The organism is Bacillus thermotolerans (assembly GCF_000812025.2).
In the GTDB taxonomy this organism is placed as follows: domain Bacteria; phylum Bacillota; class Bacilli; order Bacillales; family Domibacillaceae; genus Quasibacillus; species Quasibacillus thermotolerans.
On record NZ_JWJE02000005.1, the window covers coordinates 17,675 to 42,905 of the forward strand.

The 25,231-nt window shown below is 43.2% G+C and carries 25 protein-coding genes; 13 read left to right on the forward strand and 12 right to left on the reverse strand.

Annotation, left to right across the window (positions count from 1 at the left end):
* Positions 1-13 precede the first annotated feature (13 nt).
* Complete coding sequence (locus QY97_RS03550) at positions 14-1,066, reverse strand: D-alanine--D-alanine ligase (protein WP_039230226.1); 1,053 nt, start codon at positions 1,064-1,066, stop codon at positions 14-16.
* Between the two features lie 245 nt (positions 1,067-1,311).
* Here QY97_RS03550 and QY97_RS03555 point away from each other — a divergent pair, with 245 nt between their 5' ends.
* Complete coding sequence (locus QY97_RS03555; RefSeq protein ID WP_039230228.1) at positions 1,312-2,466, forward strand: dicarboxylate/amino acid:cation symporter; 1,155 nt, start codon at positions 1,312-1,314, stop codon at positions 2,464-2,466.
* 49 nt (positions 2,467-2,515) lie between these two features.
* Here the strand turns inward: QY97_RS03555 and QY97_RS03560 are convergent, their stop codons facing one another.
* Positions 2,516-3,295, reverse strand: coding sequence for a hypothetical protein (locus QY97_RS03560; RefSeq protein ID WP_039230231.1), 780 nt, complete (start codon positions 3,293-3,295; stop codon positions 2,516-2,518).
* Positions 3,296-3,489: 194 nt separating this feature from the next.
* On the opposite strand from QY97_RS03560, the gene mgtE reads away from it, so the two are divergent.
* The 6 genes from mgtE to QY97_RS03590 all read left to right on the forward strand — a co-directional run bounded on the left by mgtE (position 3,490) and on the right by QY97_RS03590 (position 9,958).
* A complete protein-coding gene (mgtE, locus tag QY97_RS03565; protein WP_039230235.1) occupies positions 3,490-4,848 on the forward strand; it encodes a magnesium transporter in 1,359 nt (452 codons plus the stop codon).
* 347 nt (positions 4,849-5,195) lie between these two features.
* On the forward strand, positions 5,196-6,572 hold the full coding sequence (locus QY97_RS03570; protein WP_039230238.1) for a hemolysin family protein: 1,377 nt from the start codon (positions 5,196-5,198) through the stop codon (positions 6,570-6,572).
* Between the two features lie 99 nt (positions 6,573-6,671).
* Positions 6,672-7,385 carry a polysaccharide deacetylase family protein gene (locus QY97_RS03575; RefSeq protein ID WP_039230241.1) on the forward strand — a complete coding sequence of 238 codons (714 nt, stop codon included), beginning with the start codon at positions 6,672-6,674 and terminating at the stop codon, positions 7,383-7,385.
* 1 nt (position 7,386) lies between these two features.
* Positions 7,387-7,983, forward strand: coding sequence for a DedA family protein (locus tag QY97_RS03580; protein WP_039230243.1), 597 nt, complete (start codon positions 7,387-7,389; stop codon positions 7,981-7,983).
* Between the two features lie 14 nt (positions 7,984-7,997).
* Positions 7,998-9,161, forward strand: a complete 1,164-nt coding sequence (locus QY97_RS03585; RefSeq protein WP_052717103.1) for an MGDG synthase family glycosyltransferase — start codon at positions 7,998-8,000, stop codon at positions 9,159-9,161.
* Positions 9,162-9,337: 176 nt separating this feature from the next.
* Positions 9,338-9,958: a DedA family protein gene (locus QY97_RS03590; protein WP_039230246.1), complete on the forward strand. Its 621-nt coding sequence runs from the start codon at positions 9,338-9,340 to the stop codon at positions 9,956-9,958.
* 199 nt (positions 9,959-10,157) lie between these two features.
* Here QY97_RS03590 and QY97_RS20365 read toward each other — a convergent pair whose 3' ends face one another.
* Positions 10,158-10,301, reverse strand: a complete 144-nt coding sequence (locus QY97_RS20365; RefSeq protein WP_156994516.1) for an Lmo0850 family protein — start codon at positions 10,299-10,301, stop codon at positions 10,158-10,160.
* A 258-nt stretch (positions 10,302-10,559) separates the two neighbouring features.
* Between QY97_RS20365 and cls the strand changes: the two genes are divergently transcribed.
* Positions 10,560-12,014, forward strand: coding sequence for a cardiolipin synthase (gene cls, locus QY97_RS03595; protein ID WP_046128667.1), 1,455 nt, complete (start codon positions 10,560-10,562; stop codon positions 12,012-12,014).
* A 371-nt stretch (positions 12,015-12,385) separates the two neighbouring features.
* Here cls and QY97_RS03600 read toward each other — a convergent pair whose 3' ends face one another.
* Entirely contained in the window at positions 12,386-13,456 is a 1,071-nt protein-coding gene (locus QY97_RS03600; RefSeq protein ID WP_232506235.1) for an NAD(P)H-dependent flavin oxidoreductase, read from the reverse strand.
* Positions 13,457-13,537: 81 nt separating this feature from the next.
* Between QY97_RS03600 and QY97_RS03605 the strand changes: the two genes are divergently transcribed.
* Positions 13,538-13,720, forward strand: a complete 183-nt coding sequence (locus QY97_RS03605; protein ID WP_039230255.1) for an SE1832 family protein — start codon at positions 13,538-13,540, stop codon at positions 13,718-13,720.
* A 250-nt stretch (positions 13,721-13,970) separates the two neighbouring features.
* Here the strand turns inward: QY97_RS03605 and QY97_RS03610 are convergent, their stop codons facing one another.
* On the reverse strand, positions 13,971-15,176 hold the full coding sequence (locus QY97_RS03610) for a CdaR family transcriptional regulator (protein ID WP_039230257.1): 1,206 nt from the start codon (positions 15,174-15,176) through the stop codon (positions 13,971-13,973).
* Between the two features lie 156 nt (positions 15,177-15,332).
* Here QY97_RS03610 and QY97_RS03615 point away from each other — a divergent pair, with 156 nt between their 5' ends.
* The 3 genes from QY97_RS03615 (at position 15,333) to QY97_RS03625 (ending at position 19,113) form a co-directional block, all read left to right on the forward strand.
* The gene (locus QY97_RS03615) at positions 15,333-16,493 is read left to right on the forward strand and encodes an NAD(P)/FAD-dependent oxidoreductase (RefSeq protein ID WP_039230260.1); all 1,161 of its coding nucleotides are present in this window, start codon (positions 15,333-15,335) and stop codon (positions 16,491-16,493) included.
* Between the two features lie 153 nt (positions 16,494-16,646).
* Complete coding sequence (locus QY97_RS03620; RefSeq protein ID WP_039230261.1) at positions 16,647-17,612, forward strand: ornithine cyclodeaminase family protein; 966 nt, start codon at positions 16,647-16,649, stop codon at positions 17,610-17,612.
* Between the two features lie 25 nt (positions 17,613-17,637).
* Positions 17,638-19,113 carry a sodium/proline symporter gene (locus QY97_RS03625; protein WP_039230263.1) on the forward strand — a complete coding sequence of 492 codons (1,476 nt, stop codon included), beginning with the start codon at positions 17,638-17,640 and terminating at the stop codon, positions 19,111-19,113.
* A 98-nt stretch (positions 19,114-19,211) separates the two neighbouring features.
* Here QY97_RS03625 and QY97_RS03630 read toward each other — a convergent pair whose 3' ends face one another.
* From QY97_RS03630 to QY97_RS03660, 7 genes are all read right to left on the reverse strand, one after another.
* Positions 19,212-20,774 (reverse strand): polyamine aminopropyltransferase, encoded by a 1,563-nt coding sequence (locus QY97_RS03630; RefSeq protein WP_039230264.1) that lies wholly within the window; start codon positions 20,772-20,774, stop codon positions 19,212-19,214.
* 13 nt (positions 20,775-20,787) lie between these two features.
* Positions 20,788-21,183, reverse strand: a complete 396-nt coding sequence (locus QY97_RS03635) for a DUF350 domain-containing protein (RefSeq protein WP_039230268.1) — start codon at positions 21,181-21,183, stop codon at positions 20,788-20,790.
* Positions 21,184-21,211: 28 nt separating this feature from the next.
* Positions 21,212-21,778: a DUF4247 domain-containing protein gene (locus tag QY97_RS03640; protein ID WP_039230271.1), complete on the reverse strand. Its 567-nt coding sequence runs from the start codon at positions 21,776-21,778 to the stop codon at positions 21,212-21,214.
* A gap of 30 nt (positions 21,779-21,808) precedes the next feature.
* Positions 21,809-22,480, reverse strand: a complete 672-nt coding sequence (locus QY97_RS03645; protein WP_039230272.1) for a PspA/IM30 family protein — start codon at positions 22,478-22,480, stop codon at positions 21,809-21,811.
* 20 nt (positions 22,481-22,500) lie between these two features.
* The gene (locus QY97_RS03650; protein WP_039230273.1) at positions 22,501-23,007 is read right to left on the reverse strand and encodes a DUF4178 domain-containing protein; all 507 of its coding nucleotides are present in this window, start codon (positions 23,005-23,007) and stop codon (positions 22,501-22,503) included.
* A gap of 105 nt (positions 23,008-23,112) precedes the next feature.
* Complete coding sequence (locus tag QY97_RS03655) at positions 23,113-23,994, reverse strand: diacylglycerol/lipid kinase family protein (protein ID WP_039230276.1); 882 nt, start codon at positions 23,992-23,994, stop codon at positions 23,113-23,115.
* Positions 23,991-24,269, reverse strand: coding sequence for a hypothetical protein (locus QY97_RS03660; protein ID WP_046128444.1), 279 nt, complete (start codon positions 24,267-24,269; stop codon positions 23,991-23,993). Before QY97_RS03660 ends, QY97_RS03655 begins: the two co-directional genes overlap by 4 nt.
* A 218-nt stretch (positions 24,270-24,487) precedes the next feature.
* Between QY97_RS03660 and QY97_RS03665 the strand changes: the two genes are divergently transcribed.
* Positions 24,488-25,084, forward strand: a complete 597-nt coding sequence (locus QY97_RS03665; protein ID WP_052717104.1) for a MerR family transcriptional regulator — start codon at positions 24,488-24,490, stop codon at positions 25,082-25,084.
* Positions 25,085-25,231: the final 147 nt, after the last annotated feature.

The window sequence follows — 25,231 nt, forward strand, 5'->3', positions numbered from 1 at the left end:
TTATTGTCCACCTTTAAACTGTATATTTGAGTTGCTGCTTCTCTTCATACCGTTCCTTAGCAAGCTCAATTAATTTCTCAATCAGCGCTGGGTAATCCACACCTGTATGCTTCCAAAGAAGCGGGAACATACTAAATGGGGTGAATCCAGGCATCGTATTAATTTCATTAATCACTAATTCGCCGTTTTCCTTTAAGAAGAAATCGGCGCGTACAAGGCCCGAACAATCGAGCGATTGAAAGGCAGTAACCGCCATTTCCTTCATGTTCTTCTGGATGCTCTCTGGCACATCTGCAGGAATGATTAAGGCAGTGCTTCCATCCTTATACTTTGCTTTATAGTCGTAGAAATCCGTTTGAGGAATAATCTCGCCGATCACCGAACAGCTTGGTGTGTCATTACCGAGCAGACCGATCTCGATCTCCCTCGCTTGGATTCCTTCTTCTACGACAATTTTGCGGTCAAATTGGAATGCTTCTTCATAAGCGGCATCCAGCTCTTCGCGATTGGTGCATTTGCTGATACCAACACTCGAACCAAGGTTCGCCGGCTTCACAAAGCATGGATATCCAAGCTTTTGCTCTGCCTGCTTATATGCTGCCTCCTTGTCATGCTCCCATGCTTTCCTTGTCAGCCAGACATACTTCACCTGCGGCAGCCCTGCTTGAGCGAAGATGTTTTTCATAATCACCTTATCCATACCGGCGGATGAGGAAAGAACTCCATTTCCAACGTATGGGAGATTCATCACTTCAAGCATTCCCTGTACTGTACCATCCTCACCGTTCGGGCCATGAAGAAGCGGGAAAATGATATCGTATTTTCTAGCAGCTAAGCTTTCTAATGCTGATACTGCTTCATTCGTTTCAAACTGAAGGTCAGATACTTCATTGACCGGGGCCGTTAATGTTTCGCCTTCGATCCAGTGCCCCTCAATAGTAATATAAACAGGGTAGACCTCGTATTTATTAAAATCAAGCGCACCGGTTACAGCCTTAGCTGTCTCCAAGGAGACCTCGTGCTCTGCCGATTTGCCGCCATATAGTAAACATAATTTTGTTTTCATAATAGCCCTCCAATATGTAAAATGAAAAAATTTCATTGCTTTCTATTCTATCATGCTTTAAGGAAAGAAAAACTACCTTTCCATGAAACTATCTTCCCTAATTTTAAGGAAAGGTGAAGCAGAATCTTACGCATACAATACTAATCAGAATTTTACATTTATTAATCTTTCTATTAACTTTCGTGAAAATAACTTGTATACTCTTTTTTATAAAAATACAAATGTTCATTTCAGGAGGACACATAATGAAACGCTTTGGCTTACTGCCAAGAATTATTGTTGCTATTATCGCCGGAATTATCGTAGGCACCTTTATGCCTGATTGGTTTATAAAGATTTTCGCCACTTTCAATGGAATATTTGGTAACTTCCTTGGTTTTGTTATTCCATTTATCATTATTGGATTTATCGCTCCCGGTATCGCTTCCATCGGCAAGGGTGCGGGCAAGCTGCTTGGCCTAACTACATTATCCGCATATATTTCAACTATTGCCGCTGGCCTTATCGCTTTCTTCGTTGCTCAGTCGCTGTACCCTTTGATTTTATCAAATCAGGCAGCTAAAGCTTTCGATGACCCGTCAAGCGCTCTTTTAGCCCCTTTCTTTGAAGTGGAGATGGCGCCTATTATGAGCGTGATGGCTGCTCTCTTATTTGCTTTCATACTCGGATTAGGTATGGCCGCTATAAAAGGAAACACTTTGCAATCTGCCATGAATGAATTCCGGGAAATTATCGAAAAGATTATTGAACGCGTGATCATTCCATTATTGCCCATTCACATCTTTGGCATCTTTGCCAACATGACACAAGGCGGCCAAGTCAGCGCCATTATGAGTGTATTTGCAAAAGTATTTGTTATGATTATTATTCTTCATGTTCTATACTTATGCCTCCAATACTCTACAGCTGGTGTTTTACGCAAACAAAACCCGTTCTTTATGCTAAAAAGCATGCTGCCTGCTTATTTTACTGCACTTGGCACGCAATCGTCAGCTTCTACGATTCCTGTCACTCTTGAGCGGACGAAGAGCCTTGGAGTAAAGGAGCGAGTAGCTGACTTTTCCGTCCCGCTCTTGGCAACCGTGCACTTGTCAGGAAGTACTATTACTATTGTCAGCTGTGCAATGGCAGTAATGATGTTACAGGATGCAGCTTATTCAATCGGAAGTATGCTTTCTTTCATTTTAATGCTCGGGATCACAATGATCGCCGCGCCCGGTGTTCCAGGTGGAGCAGTCATGGCGGCGCTTGGCCTTCTTGAAACCATGCTTGGATTTAATTCTACTATGCTTTCACTGATGATTGCCCTCTATCTTGCTCAAGATAGCTTCGGCACTGCATGTAACGTAACCGGTGACGGTGCGATTACTGCGGTCGTTGATAAATTAAACAAAGAATAACAGCGAAAGTGCCGAACCAACTCCCGGAATTGGTTCGGCACTTTATTTTTTAATCATTCAAAAACCGAATACTCCACTCTCTTGCCCTTTTGTCAAATACAAAGTATCCGTCCGGCTCTCTTTGGCGGCAATCCGTATATTCCTCAAACATTTCATCCATGTTGATATAATCCCCCACGACCCATACAGGCACTTCCAGCTTGAGGCGGTTGTGCATGGCTTTTGGCAAAGAGACGACCATCCCCTCTTTCATCTTATCTGCAAAGGAAGAAATCATTTCCTTTGGCACAGGCGGGATGGGATCTCCCTTTTTTAAAGAAAAGATCGATTTTTCCACTTTGAAAAAACCCAGCTTGAACGAAATCGCATGGCCCAGCATAAAGTAAAAATCAGGCAGATAGCGGTAATATGTCTTATTCATCCATTTATCTGCCTCAGATAAATAAACATACCGGTTATTTAATTTGCTGTAAAAAGGAAGCTTCAAGTGGTTTTTACAATGTCCCAGATAAAGCAGCTCCGCCACTTCTCTTCCTTCTAATTCATTCAGTCCCTCTATGTCATCAAAATCAATCCAGCAAAACCCGCTATATTCAGAGATAGGCTCTTTCAAAAGCTGAGGGATCTCTTCGGCTTCTACGTAATTCATTCTTGTGTTCATATTAAAATCCGCTTTGTCATATTCATGCTTTAGCAGAAGCAGGTGATTGAGCTCTTTTGAAAGGCTGCGTACAAAGTCATGGAAGTCAATCCCATATGATATTGTATACTGATATTTTGTATTTAAATGAATATAAATAATACCTTCGGTGAACCCCTGACTTTTCAAAACAACGACCCCCGGTTTTCCAAAAATGCAAACGTCTTACTTATTATATAGTATTTTAGCAGGTGAAAGGAAAAAGGCGTTTCAAAAATACAGAAAACTTATAAGTTCTATATCTTTTTTGCTCTTTCACTTTTGACGACCTTCGTTTTATAATGAGGAATAACTGTCAATGTTCTCAACAAGGAGGGATGCTTATGCTGCAAAATTTAACGGAAGACCAACTTACCCTTCTTATTATCAAGGCAATGAAAGAAGGCAAGAAACTAGAGCTGCAAAAGCTGCTGGATGATTTACACCCATATGATATGGCGGCTATTTACACAAGCTTGCCTGAGAAGCAGCAAATACGCTTCCTTCGCCACCTGAGCATCCCGGTTCTTACAGATATGATTCAGGAAATGGAACGGGAAGATCAGCTGAAAGTATTGAAAAAAGTGGGGAAAGAACGCTCCCGTAAAGTCCTTGATGATATGGATAATGATGACCTTGCTTCATTAGTAGACGACATGTCCCCCGAAAGGATGAAGCAGTTCCTTGCCGGAATGAAAAAAGAAGAGTCTACCATTATCCAAAGTATGATGTCGTATCCACCAGAAACAGCCGGCCGGATCATGACCAACCGCTTCGTGTGGATCCGCCATACCTTCACGGTACGCGAAGCAGTTGATAAGTTAAAAACCTTTGCAGAGTTTGCAGAAACGATCAACTATTTATATGTAACGGATGAAGACAAAAAGCTGGTCGGCGTTGTTTCTTACCGTGACCTGCTTCTTGCAGATACGGATGACAAGGTGATGGACGTTATGTCCAGCCGTGTCATTTCTGTCCCTGCCTCTACAGATCAGGAAGAGGTTGCACGGCTTATTGAACGATACGACTTTCTCGCCATTCCTGTCGTTAACGAAGAAGAAGTTCTCGTGGGCATCGTAACGTTCGACGATATTATTGATATTGTCATTCAGGAAGCTAATGAAGATATCGAAAAGTTATCAGCCTCCGGTAAAGCAATTGACTTTGACACGAAAGCGTCGGTCGCTGCTTTCCGCCGCCTTCCATGGCTTGTCCTGCTGCTATTTATCGGTTTGGTCTCAGGAAGCATTATTGCGGGATTTGAAGAGACACTGGCAAAAGTAGTCGCTCTGACCTTTTTTATGCCCATGATTTCCGGCATGACAGGGAATACAGGCACACAGTCTCTTGCTGTTGTGGTACGTGGACTTGCAACACGTGACATCGATACTAAAACAGTCGCACGTCTTGTTTCGCGTGAGTTTGGAGTGGGACTTCTCATCGGCCTTATATGTGCTATCCTGATTTTCCTGATTGCTTTCTTCTGGCAAGGAAGCGCTACTCTAGGAATTGTCGTCAGCTCCTCTCTCCTTTTAACGCTGATTATTGGTACCTTGGCCGGAACGATCATCCCGCTCATCTTGTATAAACTGAATATTGATCCAGCTGTTGCTTCAGGGCCATTAATCACTACGATTAACGATATTTTTTCATTACTGATTTATTTCTCCATCGCCTCCTGGTTCTTAGAGCAGCTTCTCTAGATTCTGCAGCCTGTCCAAGTGGTTCCTTTTCCCTAAATTTGTCCAGAGAAAAGGAACCATTTTTATATAGTCTCGATGTCATACTATGCATTCAAATACATATATATTACCATCTGTCATTTGACTGAATAATCAGTATTTATTATACTGGTTATAAGATTCCTGGACGTTAAGGGGTGATTCGATGGGACATTGACTGTTCAACATCTATTCTCTCGCAAGTATGCTTTCCTAAAAAGACACCTTACCGACGTATGCAAGCAAACCGTCGACTGTCGTGATTAGGTACAGCTCATTTAACAGGAGGTGACTCCTTGTCCGTTGCTCTAACGGATTGAGGGATTTACTTGGACATATTGAATTTAGTGCTCATCGTCATCCTTATTGCTATGACCGCTTTCTTCGTGGTTTCAGAATTTTCTATTGTAAAAGTACGCAGTTCCCGAATTTACCAGCTAGACGAGGAAGGACATCCAAAAGCTCGATCTGCCAGACTTGTGCTCTCTAATCTTGATGGCTATCTATCAGCTTGCCAGCTTGGAATTACAATGACGGCCTTAGCACTCGGATGGATTGGCGAACCTGCTGTAGCGGTGTTGCTAAAGCCTTTGATGCAGGCATTAGCTGTTCCTGCTTCTTTGTCTCACGTCATTGCTGTCGGAGCTGCTTTTTTTATCATTACCTTTCTTCATGTCGTTCTTGGCGAGCTGGCTCCGAAGACATTGGCTATTCAAAAGGCAGAATCCATTACACTTGCTTGTGCTAGGCCGCTAACTGTTTTCTATAAAGTCATGTATCCGTTTATTTGGACGCTTAACGGTGCTGCCCGCTTTATTACAAGCTTATTCGGGATCCCGCCTGCTGCTAAGCATGAAGCTGCCCATACAGAAGAGGAGCTGCGCCTGATCTTGTCGGAAAGCTTAAAGTCTGGTGAGATTAATCCGTCCGAATTTAAGTATGTGAATAACATCTTCAAATTAGATGAGCGTGTCGCTAAAGAAATTATGGTACCGCGTACAGAGATAGTGACTCTATCAAAGGAGATAACCGTACAAGAACTCGTCGGGATAGTCAAAGAGCAAGGGTTCACCCGCTATCCTGTGATTGATGGAGATAAAGACCATGTTATTGGTATTGTTAACTTTAAAGAAGTCTTAACTGATTACATTAAAAAGAAAGAGAATACACAGCTGTCTATTCAACCGTATATTCGTCCGGCTATCCATGTGATTGACTCGGTTCCGCTCCACGAGCTTCTGCTTAAGCTCCAGAAAGAACGCAGCCCAATGGCCGTTTTGATGGATGAATACGGCGGAACATCAGGTCTTTTAACCATTGAAGACATTATCGAGGAGATCGTCGGAGATATTCAGGATGAATTCGATACAGATGAAACACCACTTATTGAGAAAATTACAGAGGGGCATTACATTATCGACGGCAAAGTGCTAGTCGACGAAGTAAACTCGCTTCTTCAGTTAGATTTGGAGGACGAAGATATCGATACGATCGGCGGCTGGATCTTAACCCATAATTTCGAAGCGATCCAGGGAGACACAATTATTCACGGCGGATATATCTTTACAATAAAAGAAATGGAAGACCACCAAATTAAATCGGTAGACATACAGATAAAACGCCCAGTGACCTTGCACACTTCGCTTCTTCCTGACAAGCAGCCGGCCTTGCCTTTCTCTGAATCAAAAGCAATGTTTGAACAGTAATAAAAAAGGGGATGACAAAAAAGTCATCCCTTTTTTTATCAGCTTCTTATCGAAAGGAGCCGAAAAATAAACAAGTAACCTTTATAGTGGAGGAATGCTATGCTCATAGCTCTTATAGCTTTAGCAATGATCTTTATTTATACCGTTGGGGCTACTGCATTCATTCGTTTAACAGGCATAGGCATTTACAAACGAGGGGGTACAGAAAACAAGATTGCCCTAACATTTGATGATGGCCCAGACCCTTTCTATACTCCCCTCTTGTTAGAACTGCTGGAGCGTCATCGAGTAAAAGCAACCTTTTTTGTTGTAGGCACCAAAGCACGGGCTCATCCTGCTATCATTCAGGACATACATAAACGTGGTCACGTGATTGGCATTCATAACGATCAGCATATATCCAATTGGCTGTTACCTCCCCTGCTGTTTAAAAAACAACTAAGAAAAGCTCAAGCAGCCATACTTGAAATAACTGGAGTGGCACCCTTATATTACAGGCCGCCATGGGGGCATTTTAACTTATTTACACTTATAGCTTCTAGACCACTGCATATAATTATGTGGACGGCTATTCCCGGTGACTGGAAAGAAGATGTCGATCCTTCTAGGCTCGCCCATTTATTAAAACAGGCAAGGTCAAAAGGCGCGGTCATTACCTTGCACGACAGCGGCACTACATTTGGTGCTGATAAACACGCACCCAAAAATACCTTGCAAGCATTAGAGTTATTTTTATCGGATAAATCCTCAAGTAACTATAGCTTTGTAACTGTTCATGACCTTTTCAGTGAAGCAATCCGAAGCGGGGAATGATATGGAATCCCAAATTATTTATTACTTTCATCAATATGGATACATTATCCTATTTGTTATTGGTTTTTTCGGTATCGTGGGCATACCTGTCCCGGAAGAGAGCTTTTTTGTTTACATCGGCATATTAGCCAAAAATGATAAGTTATCCTTCTCTCTAGCCTGGCTCTGCCTTTCCACCGGCGCCTTTGCCGGTATGCTGACAAGTTATCTGCTGGGACGTAAAATAGGCAAGCCACTTCTAGAGCGCTATGGAAGGTATTTAGGTATGAGCAAAGAACGGTGGCGGAAGTTCATTCTGCATTGGGATATGAAAAAATCTCTATTTGTCGGTTTTTTTATACCTGGCATCCGGCAATTCAACCCCTATTTTGCAGGCATGTCACGGTTAATTCTAATTTTGTTTGTTCTCTTATCTGCCGCAGGCTCTCTTTCATGGACGTTCACCTATATGATAATCGGTTATATCATTAGTACCTATATAAAGATTGACCCTGAGTACCTAGCAGCAGTTGGCATGATCCTATTTATCCTCTTTGTTATTCAATTGATTTATAAGTGGAAAAAATCCAAAAAACCTTTATCTCGCCAACAAAGCTAAAGGAGGTGTAGCCTGTGAAAATTTTATTGCTGCCATTCTTTCGTATGCCTTCAGGGCATCATAAAGCAGCTGAAGCAATTATAAGCCACCTATCAGAGCTTGAAGAAGACATAGACATAAAAACAGTAGATATATTAAGTTATTTTCACAGTGGCATCGAGAGAGTTTTATCGAACACCTACTTAAAGTGGATAAGTACCCGGCCTGCTTCTTATAGTAAGTTTTATCATTCATTTATGTACGCCGCTGATCAATTACCGAATCGAAAAATTCAGATTTCTGCTTGCTTTTGGGACAAATACATGGAGTGGCGGATGGCAAAGGTATTAGAGGAAGAAGCACCTGATCTCATTATTTGCACACATTGCTACCCATCCAAATTACTGAATCGTCTAAAAAAGCAAAGGAAGGGCTATCCACCTGTTATCAATGTCTACACAGACTTTTTCATTAATGATATTTGGGGCAAAACACATATCGATTTCCACTTTGTTCCCCATAAAGAGGCCAAAGAACAATTGATGCAACACTATGCCTTAAAAGAGGAACAAGTTTTTATTACAGGTATACCAATCCACCCAGCCTTTCACAAGGCGGCTGATAGCCATCAAAAAAATTGTGTGTTAGTAGCCGGTGGCAATAATGGGCTCGGCCAGCTGCATACATTTATAAAACAACTGTCCAGTGAACAGTTAAATTATACTTACAAAATTCTTTGCGGCAATAATAAGAAGCTGTTTCATTGGGTTACTTCTCTCCAGCATGAAAAAATAATAGCCGTTCCTTACACTGGTTCTCGTGAACAAATGAACAGCTATTACGAAGAAGCATCTGCTATTGTAACAAAACCTGGAGGCATCACAATCACGGAAGTTCTGGAAAAGTCCTTGCCTGTCTTTATTTTTGATGCACTGCCCGGCCAAGAAGAAATCAATATGAGTTACTTGCAAAAGCAGCGCTTGATATATCAAATGGACACAGGTCAGGCCATCGAACAGCAAATCACCCAGGTGATTGATAATGAAGAAATTTTGACGTCGTGGCAGCAAAGGCTCTCCCGTTACCAGTCGGAAAAAGAGAAAGATATCAAAACAAGTTTAATCACCATACTGAAGGAAAACCAAAATCTATATATATCTTCATTGAAAAAATCAGCCTTTCCTTCTTATCTCGGCTGATTTTTTCAATTTCCCCTTACATATTCCTGACTCATGATATAATCTATATGGTTTACTTCTATTTTTTATATCAAGCAATTAAACAAGGAACTCTTTTTTACATATCTTCGCAACAGACAGCTCCCTAAAGGTCTTGTCTATTAAATAACAATGATGAACTAAAGAGAGGCGATGAAATGCAGCAGTGGATCGAATCCATTATTGAACAGTTTGGTTATTTTGGTATATTTTTTCTCATCTTTCTAGAAAACGTATTTCCCCCCATTCCATCCGAGGTCATTTTAACACTTAGCGGGTTTTTAACGACGAAAACTGAGTTAACCAGCGTGGGCGTAGTCATAGCCTCTACGTTGGGCTCCGTTGCTGGAGCCTTGCTTCTGTATGGCATAGGGCTTCTACTTGATGTGGAGCGGCTTGAAAAGATCATAGGGCGATATGGCAAGTGGCTGCGGCTCACGATTGATGATGTGCACAAGGCAGACGCCTGGTTTGATCGACATGGGCACTGGACGGTACTTTTTTGCCGCTTAATCCCCTTGATTCGCAGTTTAATTTCCCTCCCTGCGGGCATGTCCAATATGAAACTGGTTTCTTTTGTCCTGTTTACGACACTTGGAACACTTGTCTGGAATACAGCGCTGGTTTCTGTAGGATCGGCAGTCGGAGAGAATTGGGAGCAAATCCTCGTGTACATGTCTTATTATTCTAATATTGTTTATGCCTTAATTGTCATCGGAGCAGCGCTTGCTGTTTGGTGGTATATCCGGCTTCGCAGAAAGCGTACAACAAGACGATAATCACTCTTTTTCTCTGTAAACATACGATGATAACGAAAATAGCTTCTATGTAACGGGCAGCTGAAATGGTTTTTAGACAGCCTAAAAAGCCGATTTTTCTTCCTCGGGAGAACGATCGGCTTCTGTCTTTAAAAGATGGGCTGCGGACAGGTGATGATTTTCTTCGCAGTTATGTATAAACGTTGCAGACTTTATTTTGTCAGGCCTTCGCTTGATTCTCAAGTTTTGGATAACCTTTTAAAGAGTTGAATACTTCCATACGGGACTTTGTTTTTGACACTTTTACTCCTAATTGAGCAATTCGTTCAATCATTTGTAACACTCTTTCATGGTCTCTTCCCAATTTCTACACCTCTTTAAAATTTTTTGTGGTTCTCTTTACGGTTAATATCGAAAATGGTTTCGTTTATTTGAATATTTTTCTTTATCTCTATCTTCCCCCTGCTTCCGTTTATTAATCCAATAAGGATAATTTTTTCACTTGATCGACAAAATTATACAGAAGTCTTGTCCGTTGTAGAAATCTTTCACTTTCCTTGTTAACATAGGAAGGAGTCACTTTTTTTAAGCTAAGAAATTAATCGCAAAGCTGGTGAAAAGAATGGATATAAGTATATGGGCCTCGCTTGCCTACGTTGTGCTGCTTCTCAACTTTGCTTTCTCAATCGCCGTCATTTTCATGGAAAGAAGAGATGCGGCTGCTACTTGGGCATGGCTGATGGTTTTGTTCTTTATCCCTGTACTCGGCTTTATTCTGTACTTGATCTTTGGCCAAAACTTAAGCAGACGGCGCCTCTTCGACTGGGATGATAAAGTAAGAATCGGTACCGAGGCAGCTATTCAGAAGCAGATGCATGATATAAAAAATGAGATGTTCCGCTATGATAACCCTCATACGGAAGAAAATAAAGACCTAGTATATATGCTCCTGCGCAATAATGGGGCCGTCTTAACAGAAGATAATGACGTATCGATCTTCACTGATGGCAAGGATAAATTCACAGCCCTGCTTGAGGATATCCGACGAGCCAAGCATCACATCCATTTACAATACTATATCTTTCGGGTAGATGACTTAGGCAAAGAAATCATTCGGGTGCTAACCGAAAAAGCTAAGCAGGGTATAGAAGTTAGAGTGCTGTATGATGAAATGGGTTCCCGCCTCACCCGAAAAAGACATTTCAAATCACTGATTGAGGCCGGCGGCATTGTGGAAATCTTCTTCCCTTCTAAGATCCCCTTCATTAACCTGCGGCTCAACTACCGTAATCACCGCAAGCTCGTTATTATTGACGGCGAAATCGGCTATGTTGGAGGCTTTAATATTGGGGATGAATACCTTGGCCGCAACCCGAGATTCGGTTACTGGCGTGATACGCACCTGCGGATTGCGGGAACAGCCGTTCATGCGATTCAAACCAGGTTTATTCTAGACTGGAACCAAGCCTCTAAGCGATACGATATCCATTACTCTGACCGGTACTTCCCTAAAAAGCCATCTCAGAACGATGTTTCTATGCAGGTTGTGACAAGCGGACCTGATTCCGAATGGGAGCAGATCAAATACGGCTATATTAAAATGATTTCTTCAGCACGTCAATCTGTTTATATCCAAACACCTTACTTCATTCCGGATGACAGCCTTCTTGATACATTGCGGATCGCAGCCCTGTCCGGTGTGGATGTAAGAATTATGATTCCAAACAAACCGGATCACCTGTTTGTATACTGGGCTACCTACTCCTATGTTGGTGAGCTATTGAAAGCAGGCGCAAAAATATACATTTATGACGCAGGATTCATCCATGCCAAAACCATAGTTGTGGATAAAAAGCTAAGCTCTGTTGGAACAGCCAACATCGATGTGAGAAGCTTCCGCCTCAACTTCGAAGTGAACGCCTTCATTTACCATCACGAAACTGGAAAGAGACTGGCCGACATCTTTGAGCAGGATATGAAACAGTCCTTCGAATTAACACAACAGCTGTACAAACAGCGCTCCAACATTGTGAAGTTTAAGGAATCCATCTCAAGGCTCCTCTCTCCAATTCTATAAAGAAGGCAAAGAAGATGAAATGTGATTGTACGTTTCATCTTCTTATTTTATATCTTTATGCAGGAAGTCAATAGAAATCTTAAAAAAAATGTGACAACTTAGTTAAAATATTTTGAATTTTCAGTTAAGAAGTTTTATAATATAAGATACAAACTACTAATGAGGTGATTATATGAATCCAGCTATTACGCAACGGCTAAATAAACAAGGATTGATTTTCGCCGCTGTCCACTCTGTATTCTTCTTGAACTTAGCCTTCGACTTTATCAACTTCTACTGAGCAGTTTGTCAGGCTGGGAAGAGCCGCTTTTCGCCAAAATAAGGTCATACCTATAGGTACAAGCATGAACCCCACAGCCTGAATCAGCCGTTTAACGGTTGGTTCTTTTTGCGTTTTGCATCACACCGTTAGCGGCAAAAAGAGCCTCCTCTATCTCTTCTTCCAGCTTCCTCACAAGTTCGTCAACGGTTTGCTGCCTGCTAAGGCGTGGACTTTGACCAGACCAGAGAGACATCAGCTCTTTCTTATTTAATTCTCCGGCTTTCTTTCTCATTTCGGCTGTTAACACGTGCTGAAGAGGATAAGGCGGAAGTTCTCTCTCCTGACCCTTTAATCCTTCTGTAAAATGGTTGGAAAGACCTTGTGCTGTTTTGCCCGTGAATGCTTTTGTATACACAAGATCTGTTTCACTGGCTGTAAGAACAGCCTCCTTATGAAGGGGATGCGCCCCGCTTTCTTCCGTTACGAGAAACGCTGTTCCCATTTGTGCGGCTGAAGCACCTAGACAAAGGGCTGCCGCTACGCCTTGCCCATTCATTAAACCGCCTGCCGCAACTACAGGAACACTGACCTCCTGAACCACTTGAGGAAGCAGAGACATCAGACCAATCATATTCTCTGGCGCTTGAAATGTCCCCCTATGTCCACCCGCTTCACTTCCTTGCACGACGATGGCATCCATTCCTGCTTTTTCGCATGCCTTCGCTTCATCTACCGTGGTAGCCGTGCCTACTGTGATAATACCGTTGTTCTTTAATTCTTCGATGGCGGCTTGCGGCGGCAGCCCAAATGTAAATGAGCACACCTCCACTTTCTCCTGCACAACAACGGCCAACTGTTCCTCAAAAGAGGACGAAATAACTGGCTCTGCTACCGGGCTTCTCCCTACCTCCTCTAAATAAGGTGCAAGGAGTTCATTGGCTTTGGCCACTTGTCCTTCCGCTGCATGTACTGGCTCTGGTACAAATAAATTCACGCTAAATGGCGCATTTGTTTGTTTCTTTACACGCTGGATAAATTCCTCTGTCTTCTCACCCGATAAATACCCTGCCCCTATGCTGCCAAGCACTCCCGAACGGCAGGCGGCTGCTACGAGTTCAGGGGTTGTTACTCCTGCCATAGGTGCCTGCCATACAGGCAGCTTTATATTTAATCCAAGCATATACTCACCCTCCATTCTACTGGTTGCTTTTTAGCACAATATTCTTTTAAAATAATAAAAAACGAACAAAGGAGAAAACGAATGAACAAATCAGAACTGGAATCAAGAATTGCTGAACTTAAAATGGACTATATGCGCATTCAGGGAGATATTGAAAAGCTCGAGTCCACTGGGAATGGTGTAACAAAAGCAGAAGAACAGCTTATTCGTATTGAAGATGAACTGAAGAAATTAAATGAGCAGCTTGTAAAGCTCTCATCTTAATAAAGTATTCTGGGCCCGTTTATTTCTGCAACAGGCTAAAAAAACATCAAGCCACAAGACAGAGTATTTAACGAAAACTAGACCCGTTTTCTCGGGTCTTTTTTGCGTTCATTAACGACTTAAGCTTAATAAATGTATATAAAAATATTTTACCTTATAATCTGCAATTAAATGATTTTTCTAAAAATTAAGTTCCTAATGTTTTTTAACACCCAAATTCAACTCCTTAACTTGTCAAAGCTGAATTCTCTTATATAACTTGCATAGAGCTTCTTATTTCTTTATTTTGCTTTAAGGCTAAATACAGCAGTGTACATTGTTCAAACGATTGAATATCCATATTTAGAATTTGGCTCAGCTGGTTAAGACGGTAAAGAAGCGTGTTTCGATGGACATATAATTCTCTGGCTGCCTGACTGACATTCATCCCTTGTTCACAATAGACAAGGAATGTTTTAGCTAATACAGGAGCATTGGAATGAGAGAGCAGCTGTGCCAAATAATCATCCAGATCCTCAGAGAAAGACGTGCTTACTTCCTGAATAAATGTATTCAGAAGAATGTCCCAATCATTAAATGCAAAGACGCTGGAAGAGGCTCCCTTCTGTTTCCTGCCAGCCTCAAGTGTTCGTTCCGCCTGTCTATACGAGCGTCCTACTCCCGAAAATCCGGTGTAGCTATTCCCGTAAGAAATGCATACTTCATTAGGGATGGAGTGGTTTTTGAGCAGCTGCTTCAGCCTCTTCAATGCCCCTTCACACCTTACCCTTAGCTTGCTAAAATCCTCGCTCTTCACATACTTGAGAACAATCCATTGTTTCGGATTAATGGGACTGATAATATCTTGCGGGTGATCCTCAAATAAATCGCTGAGCATTAGGAACAAATCATATTGAGAAAGGTGAACAGGATGCTGCTTATCCCCCTTTGATGAATGCAAGTGGGGCATATCAATTAAAATGCAAAGACGCGGGTAGCGAAAATGAAAGCCGGACATCTCGCAGTAATTTTCAAGTGTCTCCTCATTATCCCACTCCTTAAAGTGGATTAAATGCTGAATAAAGAGCTCTGTTGTCTTCATTTGAATATAAAAAGATTCTGCGCGGAATGACTCTCGAAGCATCATTTCTACATAGGATTGTACAAATTTGACATACCGCTCTACCTGTTCAGGCTCACCAATGATTCCCAGCACACCGATTAGCTGCTGCTGAAAGCGAACGGGTGTTGCAACACCCGGCAATACGTTATTCTTGTTTTTGATTTTATCTCTCGTAAAAACAACCGACCTCCCCGCTTTAATGACTTCTTCCGTCACCGCGTGGTAAGAACCGATCCTTTCTAAATCATTACAGCCTATGATCACTCCTTCTGCGTTTGTGATACTTATAGAAACATCCAATACACTAGAAGCCTGGTCTACGATGGATTGGGCAATTTGTTCAAAGAACTTCACACTGCCACCCCCGCATTTATAAATATTTAGAGACGAATCCTGATACCTTAGTTAATTTTGAGGTTAATTATAGCAAATTTTTTGTATAAGTTGCATATTGAGCTAAATATTTTTCTGAATATAATGAATATTAAATTAAATGAGGGGGCGTATAGCATGACAAAAGCAGATATTATTATCGTGGGCGGTGGAGTGATGGGCTCCAGCACAGCCTATTTTTTAAGAAAAAGCGGGTACACAGGAAGAATCATCGTCTTTGAAAAGGATCCCATTTATGAATTTTCCTCCACCCCCCGCAGTGCTGGAGGGATTCGTCAGCTATTCACAACAGCTATCAATATTCAACTAAGCCGCTTTAGCTTAAAACAATATGAAGCGTTTCCTGAGGCCATGGCTCTGGATGGTGAACCAGCAAAGATCGATTTCCGGCAAAGAGGCTATCTGTTCTTAGCCACGCAGGAAATGGTCTCGTCCATTCATGAACAGAAAAAACTGCAAAATGAATTGAATGTACCCTCCCAATTTCTTCTTCCCGATGAACTTCGTTCGATTATTCCCGAACTGGAAGTCAGTGATCTTGCTGGCGGGCTCTACTGTTCAGAGGATGGTTATTTAGATGCTTACTCGGTAATGAAAACTTATAAAAAACATGCACAAAGATTAGGTGTTGAATACATTTTAAAGGAAGTCGACACCTTTCTAACGGAAAATGGACAAATGAAAGGGGTTCGCCTGCTTGATGGCGAAGAGTACCACTCACCGATTGTCATCAATTGCGCTGGGGCATGGGGAGCTCTATTAAGTGAAAGAATCGGACTGCCATTACCTATCGTACCATTGAAAAGACAAGTCTTTCAATTCGATCCATCAGTACCGCTCCAAAAGCCTCTTCCGCTTACAATCGACCCAACTGGAGTGTACTTCCGCCATGAAGGCGACCGCATTATCAGCGGTTTTTCTGAAAATATAAAACCCGGCATCGACTTCTCTTGGAAGCGCTCTCATTTCGAGGAGCTGTGGCCTGTCTTAGCTCATCGCGTTCCTAATTTTGAAAGCGTCAAACTCGAAACAGGCTGGGCTGGTTTATATGATTTCAATACAGAAGACCAAAATGCCATTATTGGAGAGCATCCTCAAATGAATGGCTACTACATGGCACTTGGGTTCAGCGGTCACGGTATGCAGCAGGCCCCGGGAGTCGGCCTTGGGCTAGCTGAATTAATTTATAAAGGAAAGTATGAAACATTAGATCTGACTCCTTTGCGCGTATCACGTTTTGCAGAAAACGACTTAGTGCTTGAGCAGGCGGTCGTGTAACTCATCAGGAATGAAACTGAGCCTCTGATGTTCTTGCGCGGAGGTTCAGGCAGCTCATTCACAGCACGTTATACAGACATCTCATCCGCTGCTTATTAAGGCTGCGGACATCTCTATAATTGATCAAATATTCCAGTAAAGAGGTGAATATATGTGTTAATCCTAAGCCAAGAAAGCGTAGACCAGGCAGTAAGCCTAACGGATGTCATGGATGCCGTCGAGCTGGCTTACCGTCTCTATGATGAAGAACAGTTTCATATGGATGCGAGGACCCATATGTCTTGTGACGAAAACACGTTGCTCCTCATGCCTTGCGCTGCCAGCGATTCAATCGGCACAAAAATCGTCACCGTTTTTCCCAACAATGAAACCCACCCGGTTACGCAAGGACTCATGCTCTTAACAGATCGAACAACTGGTGAAGCAAAAGCTCTCTTAAATGGCACCTATTTGACCGGCTTGCGCACCGGGGCACTAGGAGGGCTTGCTGCTCGTTATCTATCACCTCGCTCTGCCTCCTCCCTCGGCTTAATCGGTACAGGCGTACAAGGATTTTATCAACTGCTGGCTATTAGTGAAGTACGTCCCATTGAACACATCTACTTGTTTAACCGCACGAAAGAAAGAGCTGCCACTTTTAAACAGGAGATCCAGTCTCGCTTGCCTACCCATGTAAACATACATGTAGCTGACAGCCCTGAACAAGTTACCCGCCACTCGGACATTATTGTAACGGCCACCACGTCTGAAACACCTGTCCTGCCTAATGAACGTCATATGTATAATAGCAAAACCATTATTGCCGTAGGATCCTTTCAGCCACACATGAGAGAATTGCCAGATGAGCTTTTTAAGCAAGCTGACTACCTGTTTATTGACACACTTGACGCTATGCAAGAAACAGGAGACGTCATTACTCCCATCAAGAATCAATGGATCCACAAGTCTCAATGTATTCCCTTTTCCAGCATAGTCGCCGGTCACGTATCGGTTTCCGCTTCTAAGGACCGGCCCATGATTTTCAAATCCACCGGCATGGCCCTCTTTGATGTCATCGCTGCTCAAACCATTTATGAAAAAGCCGTGCGGCAAGGGGCCGGACAAACAATTAGCTTATGAATTCACTTAAAGGGGTTGATACAGTATGAATACTATAATCACAGTAGAATTTATTCTTTATTGCTTTTTCGTATTAGGTGTCGGTTATCTATTTAGCCGCAAAGAAATGGACCATGCTTCTTTCCTGCTTGGCGGCAAAAAGATTCCCGGCTGGGTGCTCGCCTTCTCCGAAAGAGCAACCGGTGAGTCAGCTTGGCTGCTCCTCGGTTATACCGGGTTCGTCTTTGCGACGGGTCTTTCGGGTGTATGGGTAGCAGTCGGCATTACTCTAGGTATTGTTTTTGCCTGGTTGTTTCTGGCTAAACGATTTATGAAGGAAGCGGAAGAACATCAAATCATGACTTTGCCTGGTTATCTAGCAAAACGTTTCGGCAGTCATGGCAAAATTATTCTTTGGATGTCAACCATTTTAATTGTGAGCTTTATGATGTTCTATTTCGGCGCTCAGATTGCGGGTGCTGGCAAGACCCTCTTTACCGTCTTTAATATCAACCCGACAACCGGTGCGATTCTCAGCGTGGCCATTGTTATCGTCCTTTCCTATCTTGGCGGGTTCACCTCAGTTGTATGGACAGACATGATTCAAAGCTTAATGATGCTCGCCACATTAGTCATATTGCCTATTGTTGCTCTCTTCCATATACAAGCTGCTGATCTTTCCATCAGTGAAGCTTTAGCTTCAGCTGGACCAGCAATGGACTCTTGGACAGGCGGCGTCACTGGATTTGCCCTCGGTCTTCTCCTTTTCAATAACTTTGCCTGGTTTTTCGGTTTCCTTGGCGGCCAGCCACAGCTTAGCGCCCGTTTTATGGCACTTAAAAATGAAAAAGAAGCAAAAACCGCAAGCCGTGTCGCTATTATTTGGACCATTTTAGCCTACGGCGGTGCATTTATGATCGGCCTCACAGCGCTGACGTTATACCAAGGCCAAGGGTTTGCCGATGTAGAAACAATCCTTCCATTTATGGTTCTCGATCTATTGCCACCTTGGATAGCGGGACTGTTGCTCTCTGGTATATTGGCAGCCATTATTTCCACAGCAGACTCCCAGCTGCTCGTTATTACCAGCTCTGTGAGTGAAGATATCTTTAATAACGCTCTGAACAAGAAGCTGACAGAAAAGCAGCTCGTGATGATATCAAGGATTACGATTATTACCGCAGGGCTGTTAGGCTTAGGAATTGCTTTAACCTCTGATTCACTCGTTTACCTTGTTGTCAGCTGGGCGTGGGCCGGAGTGGGCTGTACACTCTCTCCTGCTATTATTCTCACTTTCCTTTGGAAACGATATTCGGGAATCGGGGTGATGGCTACGATTCTATCCGGCTTTATTAGTACAGTTCTCTGGATTTCTACTCCTCTTGAAGCAATTATTTCTTCCCGGTTTACGACATTTTTCATTGCCGCCTTCTTTGGTATTGTGTTCAGCCTGCTCTTCCCAGCTAAAGAAAACAGCAAAGTAACAGAGGATACAGGTATGACGACGGAAAGCATTAGCTAAACAGCCGCTTTCCAACATAAAAAGCTGTCTGAAAGCCAATAATAATCGGCTTGCAGACAGCTTTTTCTATGTTATGATTTTTACCGAATTCTGTTGGTCTAGTAATACTTCCATGACCTTTCATACACCTCAATGAGGTTAGGGCGAATCAATGTGTTAGGCTCTAATTCAACCAGCCGCCCGTTCTCATCTTCTATTTGCTGATCTTCATCTTTTCCAAATTGGGCAAGCGCCGGCAACAGCTCTGTTGTTAAATAGCGGGTTTCTGCCTGAATCTCTATTTCCTCTATTGAAACCGGCTGACGCGAAGCAAGGACAAACCCCCAGCCGCCAAAGCTCGGAATATCCACATGCAGATTTTGGGTAAAGAGCCCTGTGGATTCGATTGTCTCATTAATCGTCCAGTATACTTGCGGGGCAAAGACCGGACTTGTTGCCTGTACCATCATCGTCCCTCCAGGCGTCAAATGATTGCGAAGCAAAGAATAAAACTCTATGGTGTAAAGCTTGTTCAACGATTCATTATTCGGGTCAGGCAAATCTACTATAACTATATCATAGAAGGTTTGCTCCTCTTCAAGAAAGCGGAAAGCATCCTGATGGACCACCTTTACTTTCTCATTTGTCAGCGATTGCTCATTCAACTCGGTCAGTAAATGATGTTCATTCGCCAGCTCGACCATCTTAGGATCAAGATCAACGAGTGTGATGGACTGGACATCCTTATACTTTAGTAACTCTCTGGCAGCCAGTCCGTCGCCGCCCCCTAAAATAAGCACTCGCTCACGGCTGTCTGCTGCGGCCATCGCCGGGTGGACGAGCACCTCATGGTAACGATGCTCATCAGAAGAGCTGAATTGCAGCTGGCCATCTAAATAAAGCCGTGTATCTCCCGCTTCGCGCGTTAATATGATCTGCTGGTAGTTGGTTTGCTCGGAGTATACGATCGGGTCTTTGTACAGCTTCTGTTCAAAGTGAAAGGCCGCTTCCTCCCCGAATAGAATACCAGCAATAATGATGACGAGAAGGAAGCCTCCCGCTCCCGCATGCAGAGTAAACCTAGGAAGCTCCTCTCGAAACTTAATCGCGATCCATAAAGCCACAGCTACGTTGATTAGCGCGACGATAAAAGCCGTTTTAACAAGACCAAAATATGGGCGAAGCAGAAACAGGAACAAGAGGCCGCCGATTAAGCCGCCAGCATAGTCGGAAAAGAGGACTTTGGCCGTGCTTTTACGGAGTGTAACTCCGATATCGTTCGCTTTGCGAATTAAGACAGGCAGTTCTACTCCAGTTAATGTTCCAACCATTAAGGTGACTCCATATAGGAAAAGAGCATCCGTACCATCCGGGAGATAAGCGGTCACCCCAAACAGGAGCAAGGCTGAAAATCCGCCAATCAACCCAATGCCGTATTCAATCCAAATAAATGACAGAATCAGCTGCTTTGTAATTCTTTCACTGATATACGCACCAATACCCATGCCCGTGAGAAACAAAGAAATGGTCAGCGTGTACTGCTTTACTCCATCTCCAAGTATGTAAGAGCCAAGAGCACCGAACAGCACCTCAAAAATGATGCCGCAAATAGAGACAATGCCCGAAGCCCAATAGATACTATTACTTCTTTTCAATAACTCTTCTTGATGTACCTGTGTCATTTCCTATACTCCATTACGTGATGGACGCGCCAATAACGAACGAAAGACCTACAGACACACAGAAGGAAACAAGACCAACTGCAATATTTCGCTCTTTAAGCTGCTCTTCCACCGAGAAACGACGGGTAAATAGCTCAAATAATAAATAAGCAATCATTTGAAGAACTATTCCGTACGCCCCCCAAATTAGCGTCTCTACAATCGTATCATTATGAAAAATAGAAAAGGCCAATATGATGCATATCCCAATGACTTTGCCGCCGATAGATAATGCGACGGCCCCGTTCCCCTCTTCAATCTCCTGCCAATCCTTATACTTTTTCGTAATAAGTTCAAAAATAAACAAGCCGACTACTACAATGAAAACGGCTGCCGCAAAATAAAGAAACGTTAATAAAAACGAGTTCATTTTCTTTCTCCTTTACTCAATAACTAAATTATTTTCCTGATCCTGGTCCGCCACCCCGGAAGAGTGAGCCTCGTCCGCTTGACCCTGAGACAGATCCTCCTGAAGCTCCATAGCCGCCGTAGCAGTCATTATTATAGGCAGATCCGCATCGATTGCGCTGAGAACTATCCCAACCGCCGCCAAACATATTCGTGAGCATATGGCCTAGAAGCATGCCCTGGAAGAACCCTGGATTGTAATGATTGCGAACAAACTCTTGATCAGACAGCTCGATCAGCGTCTGATTCTGATTATCCGGATTTTCTGTCATAATAACAAATTGATCATCATAAATAAGCACTTGTCTTCCATTGACATATTTGCCTGTCTCGTCGGGCTCCTGTACCTGGATCAACTCATTGGCTACTTCCTGGACTTGCTGATCTTCAGCTAAGTATACATACGTTTCTGCACTATCATAATTGCTGGTAATTACGTCCACAAACGAATAGCGGCTTTCTATGTAATCTTCTATCTGTGATGCCGCCCCGCAGCCGACCAGCAAACCGGCTGCGGAAACCAGCAAAACAAAGAATAAAACGACTCTTTTATTCATGGATAACACTCCGATAATAAGGGGAAAGAATTATTCTTTCCCTAATTTTTTCTTCAGCTCTGCTAACTCCTCATCAATATCACTGTTCTTTTTAAGGGCATCCAGCTCGTCATCAATGCTTCGGGAAGAGGAACGCAAATCATCCGATGTTTCAGCTTCCGCTTCGTACTGAAGGACCTTTTCTTCCATACGCTCAAAGCCCCGGCGTGACTCGTCACCTCCCACAGACGACATGGCACGGTTCATCTTGGTTCTTGTTTTTGCTGATTCGGCGCGTGCTTTCAATGAATCTTTCTTCAGCTGCATCTCTTGGTATTCACGCTTCATTTCATCCAGCTTTTCTCTCAATGCCGCCGCATCCTGTTCAGCCTGCTTGTGCGCCCCACGGAAGGAATCCGCTTGGCCTTCATGCACTTTCTTGTCCTCAAGAGCACGGCGGGCGAGGTCTTCATTTCCTGCCTCTAAAGCGTCAACGGCTTGCTGCTGGCGCTTGGCTGCCATACTTTCGGCATCATTGAGCTTCTTCTTCAGCATTTTTTCATTGGCGATTTGTTTAGCGACAGCTGTTTCTGCATCACGGATGTCTGCTGCCATTTCTCTCATAAACTGATCAAGCATCTTTACCGGGTCTTCAGCTTTGTCTAAAGCAGCGTTTAATTCTGACCCTACATAAGTCTTTACTCGTTTGAAAAATTGAAACATATTATTCTCCTCCTAGTCAGTTAGCTTCCTGCTAAAATTTTGAGTTCGTATTCTTCAATGGTATAACCGTAGCTGACTTCCACTTCACCGCCCCATACCTCAACAGACAAGAAATGTTCGCCCGACTCATCCTCAAAGTCGAAGTACTTCACTTCTTTGCCATGCACATTTTGGCTGCGTCCCTCTCCTTTGACATAAGCTGTCCCATGCTCCTCAAGCCTATACTTCCGCCCGTCATGAGTCACTTGCTTCGGTATAGGTTCATTCAGCGGCAGCTTGACCGTCCGGTACATGCCGAGTTCCAGTTCGTCATCCATTTCGACGCCCAGCCACAAAACTCCTGTTTCTCCCTGCAGCTGATAGGCATCCCACACAAATCCGCTATCGTTATAGCGAAGCTTTCCTACCACCTGATAATCCTGCAGATCATATGTAACAATATCTCCGATCCGTAAGTTCGAAACCGTTCTTTTTTCGACTTTCGGCGTTTCCTTCTGTCGATTAAACAGTCTATCAAAAAAACCCATGCGTTCACCCCCGGTTCTCAGCATCCTTCTGCTGAACTTATTATTTCTCTATGGTATACGCTCTTTCTTCCAGAAAGTTTCATTCGATTTGGAACTTTTGATCTTTTAAGGCACAAATACATCTATATGCTGCTTGAGCACCTTAAGATTTAGAGGTGTTTGCCCTCCCGCATCTCCGTCTATGTTGACTGCCAGCGGTTTAGAGGATGAGATAACCGCTTCTTGCGTCCGGAAATAAATCACATCTTTATCCTTTGTGAAATCCCCTCTCAGCAAATTGACTCCGATTCTAGCCAACTGAGGAAGCGACGTATCCTGAATGACAAAACAGTGCAACAGACCATCATCCGCCCTTGCCCCTGGGGCTGCCTGTTCAAAACCGGCGGCTGAGCTTGTCAATACAGCCAGAAATAGAACAGCCGGCCCCGTCCATTGCTGCCCAGAGGATTGAACCGTAATATCAAACGGCTCCTGGTTAACTAATGTTTTCGCTCCTTCAAGAAAGTAAGCCAGCGAACCGAGCACTGTTTTTTGCTCGGCTGATACTTCCGCCGTCGTCTCAGCAATCTTTCCAAGACCTATAATATTAATGAAGTAACGGTCGTTAACCCTTCCTGTATCTACCTTTCTTAACTTTCCCTGCCCGATGACCGCAATCGCTTCTTCCGGTTTAAGCGGGATACGAAGACCATGGGCAAAATCATTCACTGTGCCAAGCGGGACGACACCAAGCGCAGGGCGATGCTCCTTGCCTCCCATGCCATTGATGGTCTCATTAAGTGTGCCATCTCCTCCGATAGAAATAATGGCATCGTACCCATGGATACATGCGTCGGCAGCAAATGCAGTTGCATCTCCCTCCCGCTCTGTATACCGTACATTAGAGTCATATCCGTTATGAGTCAACTGAGCCTTCACCAGTTCAATATATTTCTCTGCTTCCTCTTTCCCTGAAGAAGGATTAGCAATAATCATCGACTTCTTCAATCATTCTCCCTCCTGCCTGTCTTTTTGCTCCTTTCATCCTCCGTCTGAGACCTTCGCCGGAGGTAAAACATCAGTGTACCCATTTCTTCATTCAGCAGCAGTTCCATCTCCTCTAAGTCTTTCCTCGTAACAACAGGATCTTTCTCCGACCAATTAACGATATACACGAAATAAAATTGATGAATGGTACGAAAAATTACATTTGAATGAGGAAATTTATCAAATACTGCCTTTATATTATAACGACGAGAATACGCCCACTTGACAAGCCTCACCTTCTCTTCACCTGCTTCGCTTCTTTCCTTTTCTATCTATACCCCTTCTGAAGCCTTTGAACTCTGTTTATGCTATACTCGACAAAACTACTGTTTAATCCACAAAAATAGTAAAAGGGATTTACACTTTGTCCTAGAAGTTATAAATTATTGATAATGACTGATTGTCCCGTATGCAGCCATTGGACGTTACTAATCACTTTGAACGGAGGGATAACATGGAACAGGCTTATTTCAGCTCAGAGGTTGCCAAAAGTCTCGGCATCGGAGCTAGTACATTAAGAAAATATGCGTCAGCGCTCGAAGAAGCAGGCTACCATTTTGATAGAGGGATTAATAATTCACGTGTTTTTTATCAAAAAGACATTATTACCATTCAACGCTTGTTGAAAATGATACATGATCAAAATATGAGTCTCGCAGATGCGGTTGAGCTGGCCATGAAGATGGAGACCCCCCAAACTCCTCCCGCAGCCCAGCAGGCTGACCAAGCACAGGAAGCACAGGCTCCCGCTTCCCTAAGTAACACGGAAGAACTACATGAAAGAATCAGCCGCTTAGAAGAACAGCAGGAAACACTTATTGAGGTAAATAAAGAGCTTGTAAGAGAACTTGCTCAATATCAGCGCTGGATGAAGGATAAAATGGAACAGATGGAGCATCAGGAAATCGCCATTCGAGACCGCTTATTGTTAAACAGCACCCAGCCATCCAATATTAAGAGAGAACCTCCTAAATACCGTATTCCTTCAATCTTCTCGTATTTAAAGGCGAAATTTAAGAATAAAAAAAATGAAGAAGCGAGCTTTAATTAAGCGGTACATCAGATTGGTGACAAAGCCGGCTGCGTGACTCCCCCGGCTATAATAATAGAGATTATACCAAAACAGTCATGGAGGAGAAAAAGTGCCGTACACAGACGGCAAAGAAAAAGCAAGCGTTTGTCAACAGTCTGATGAAGC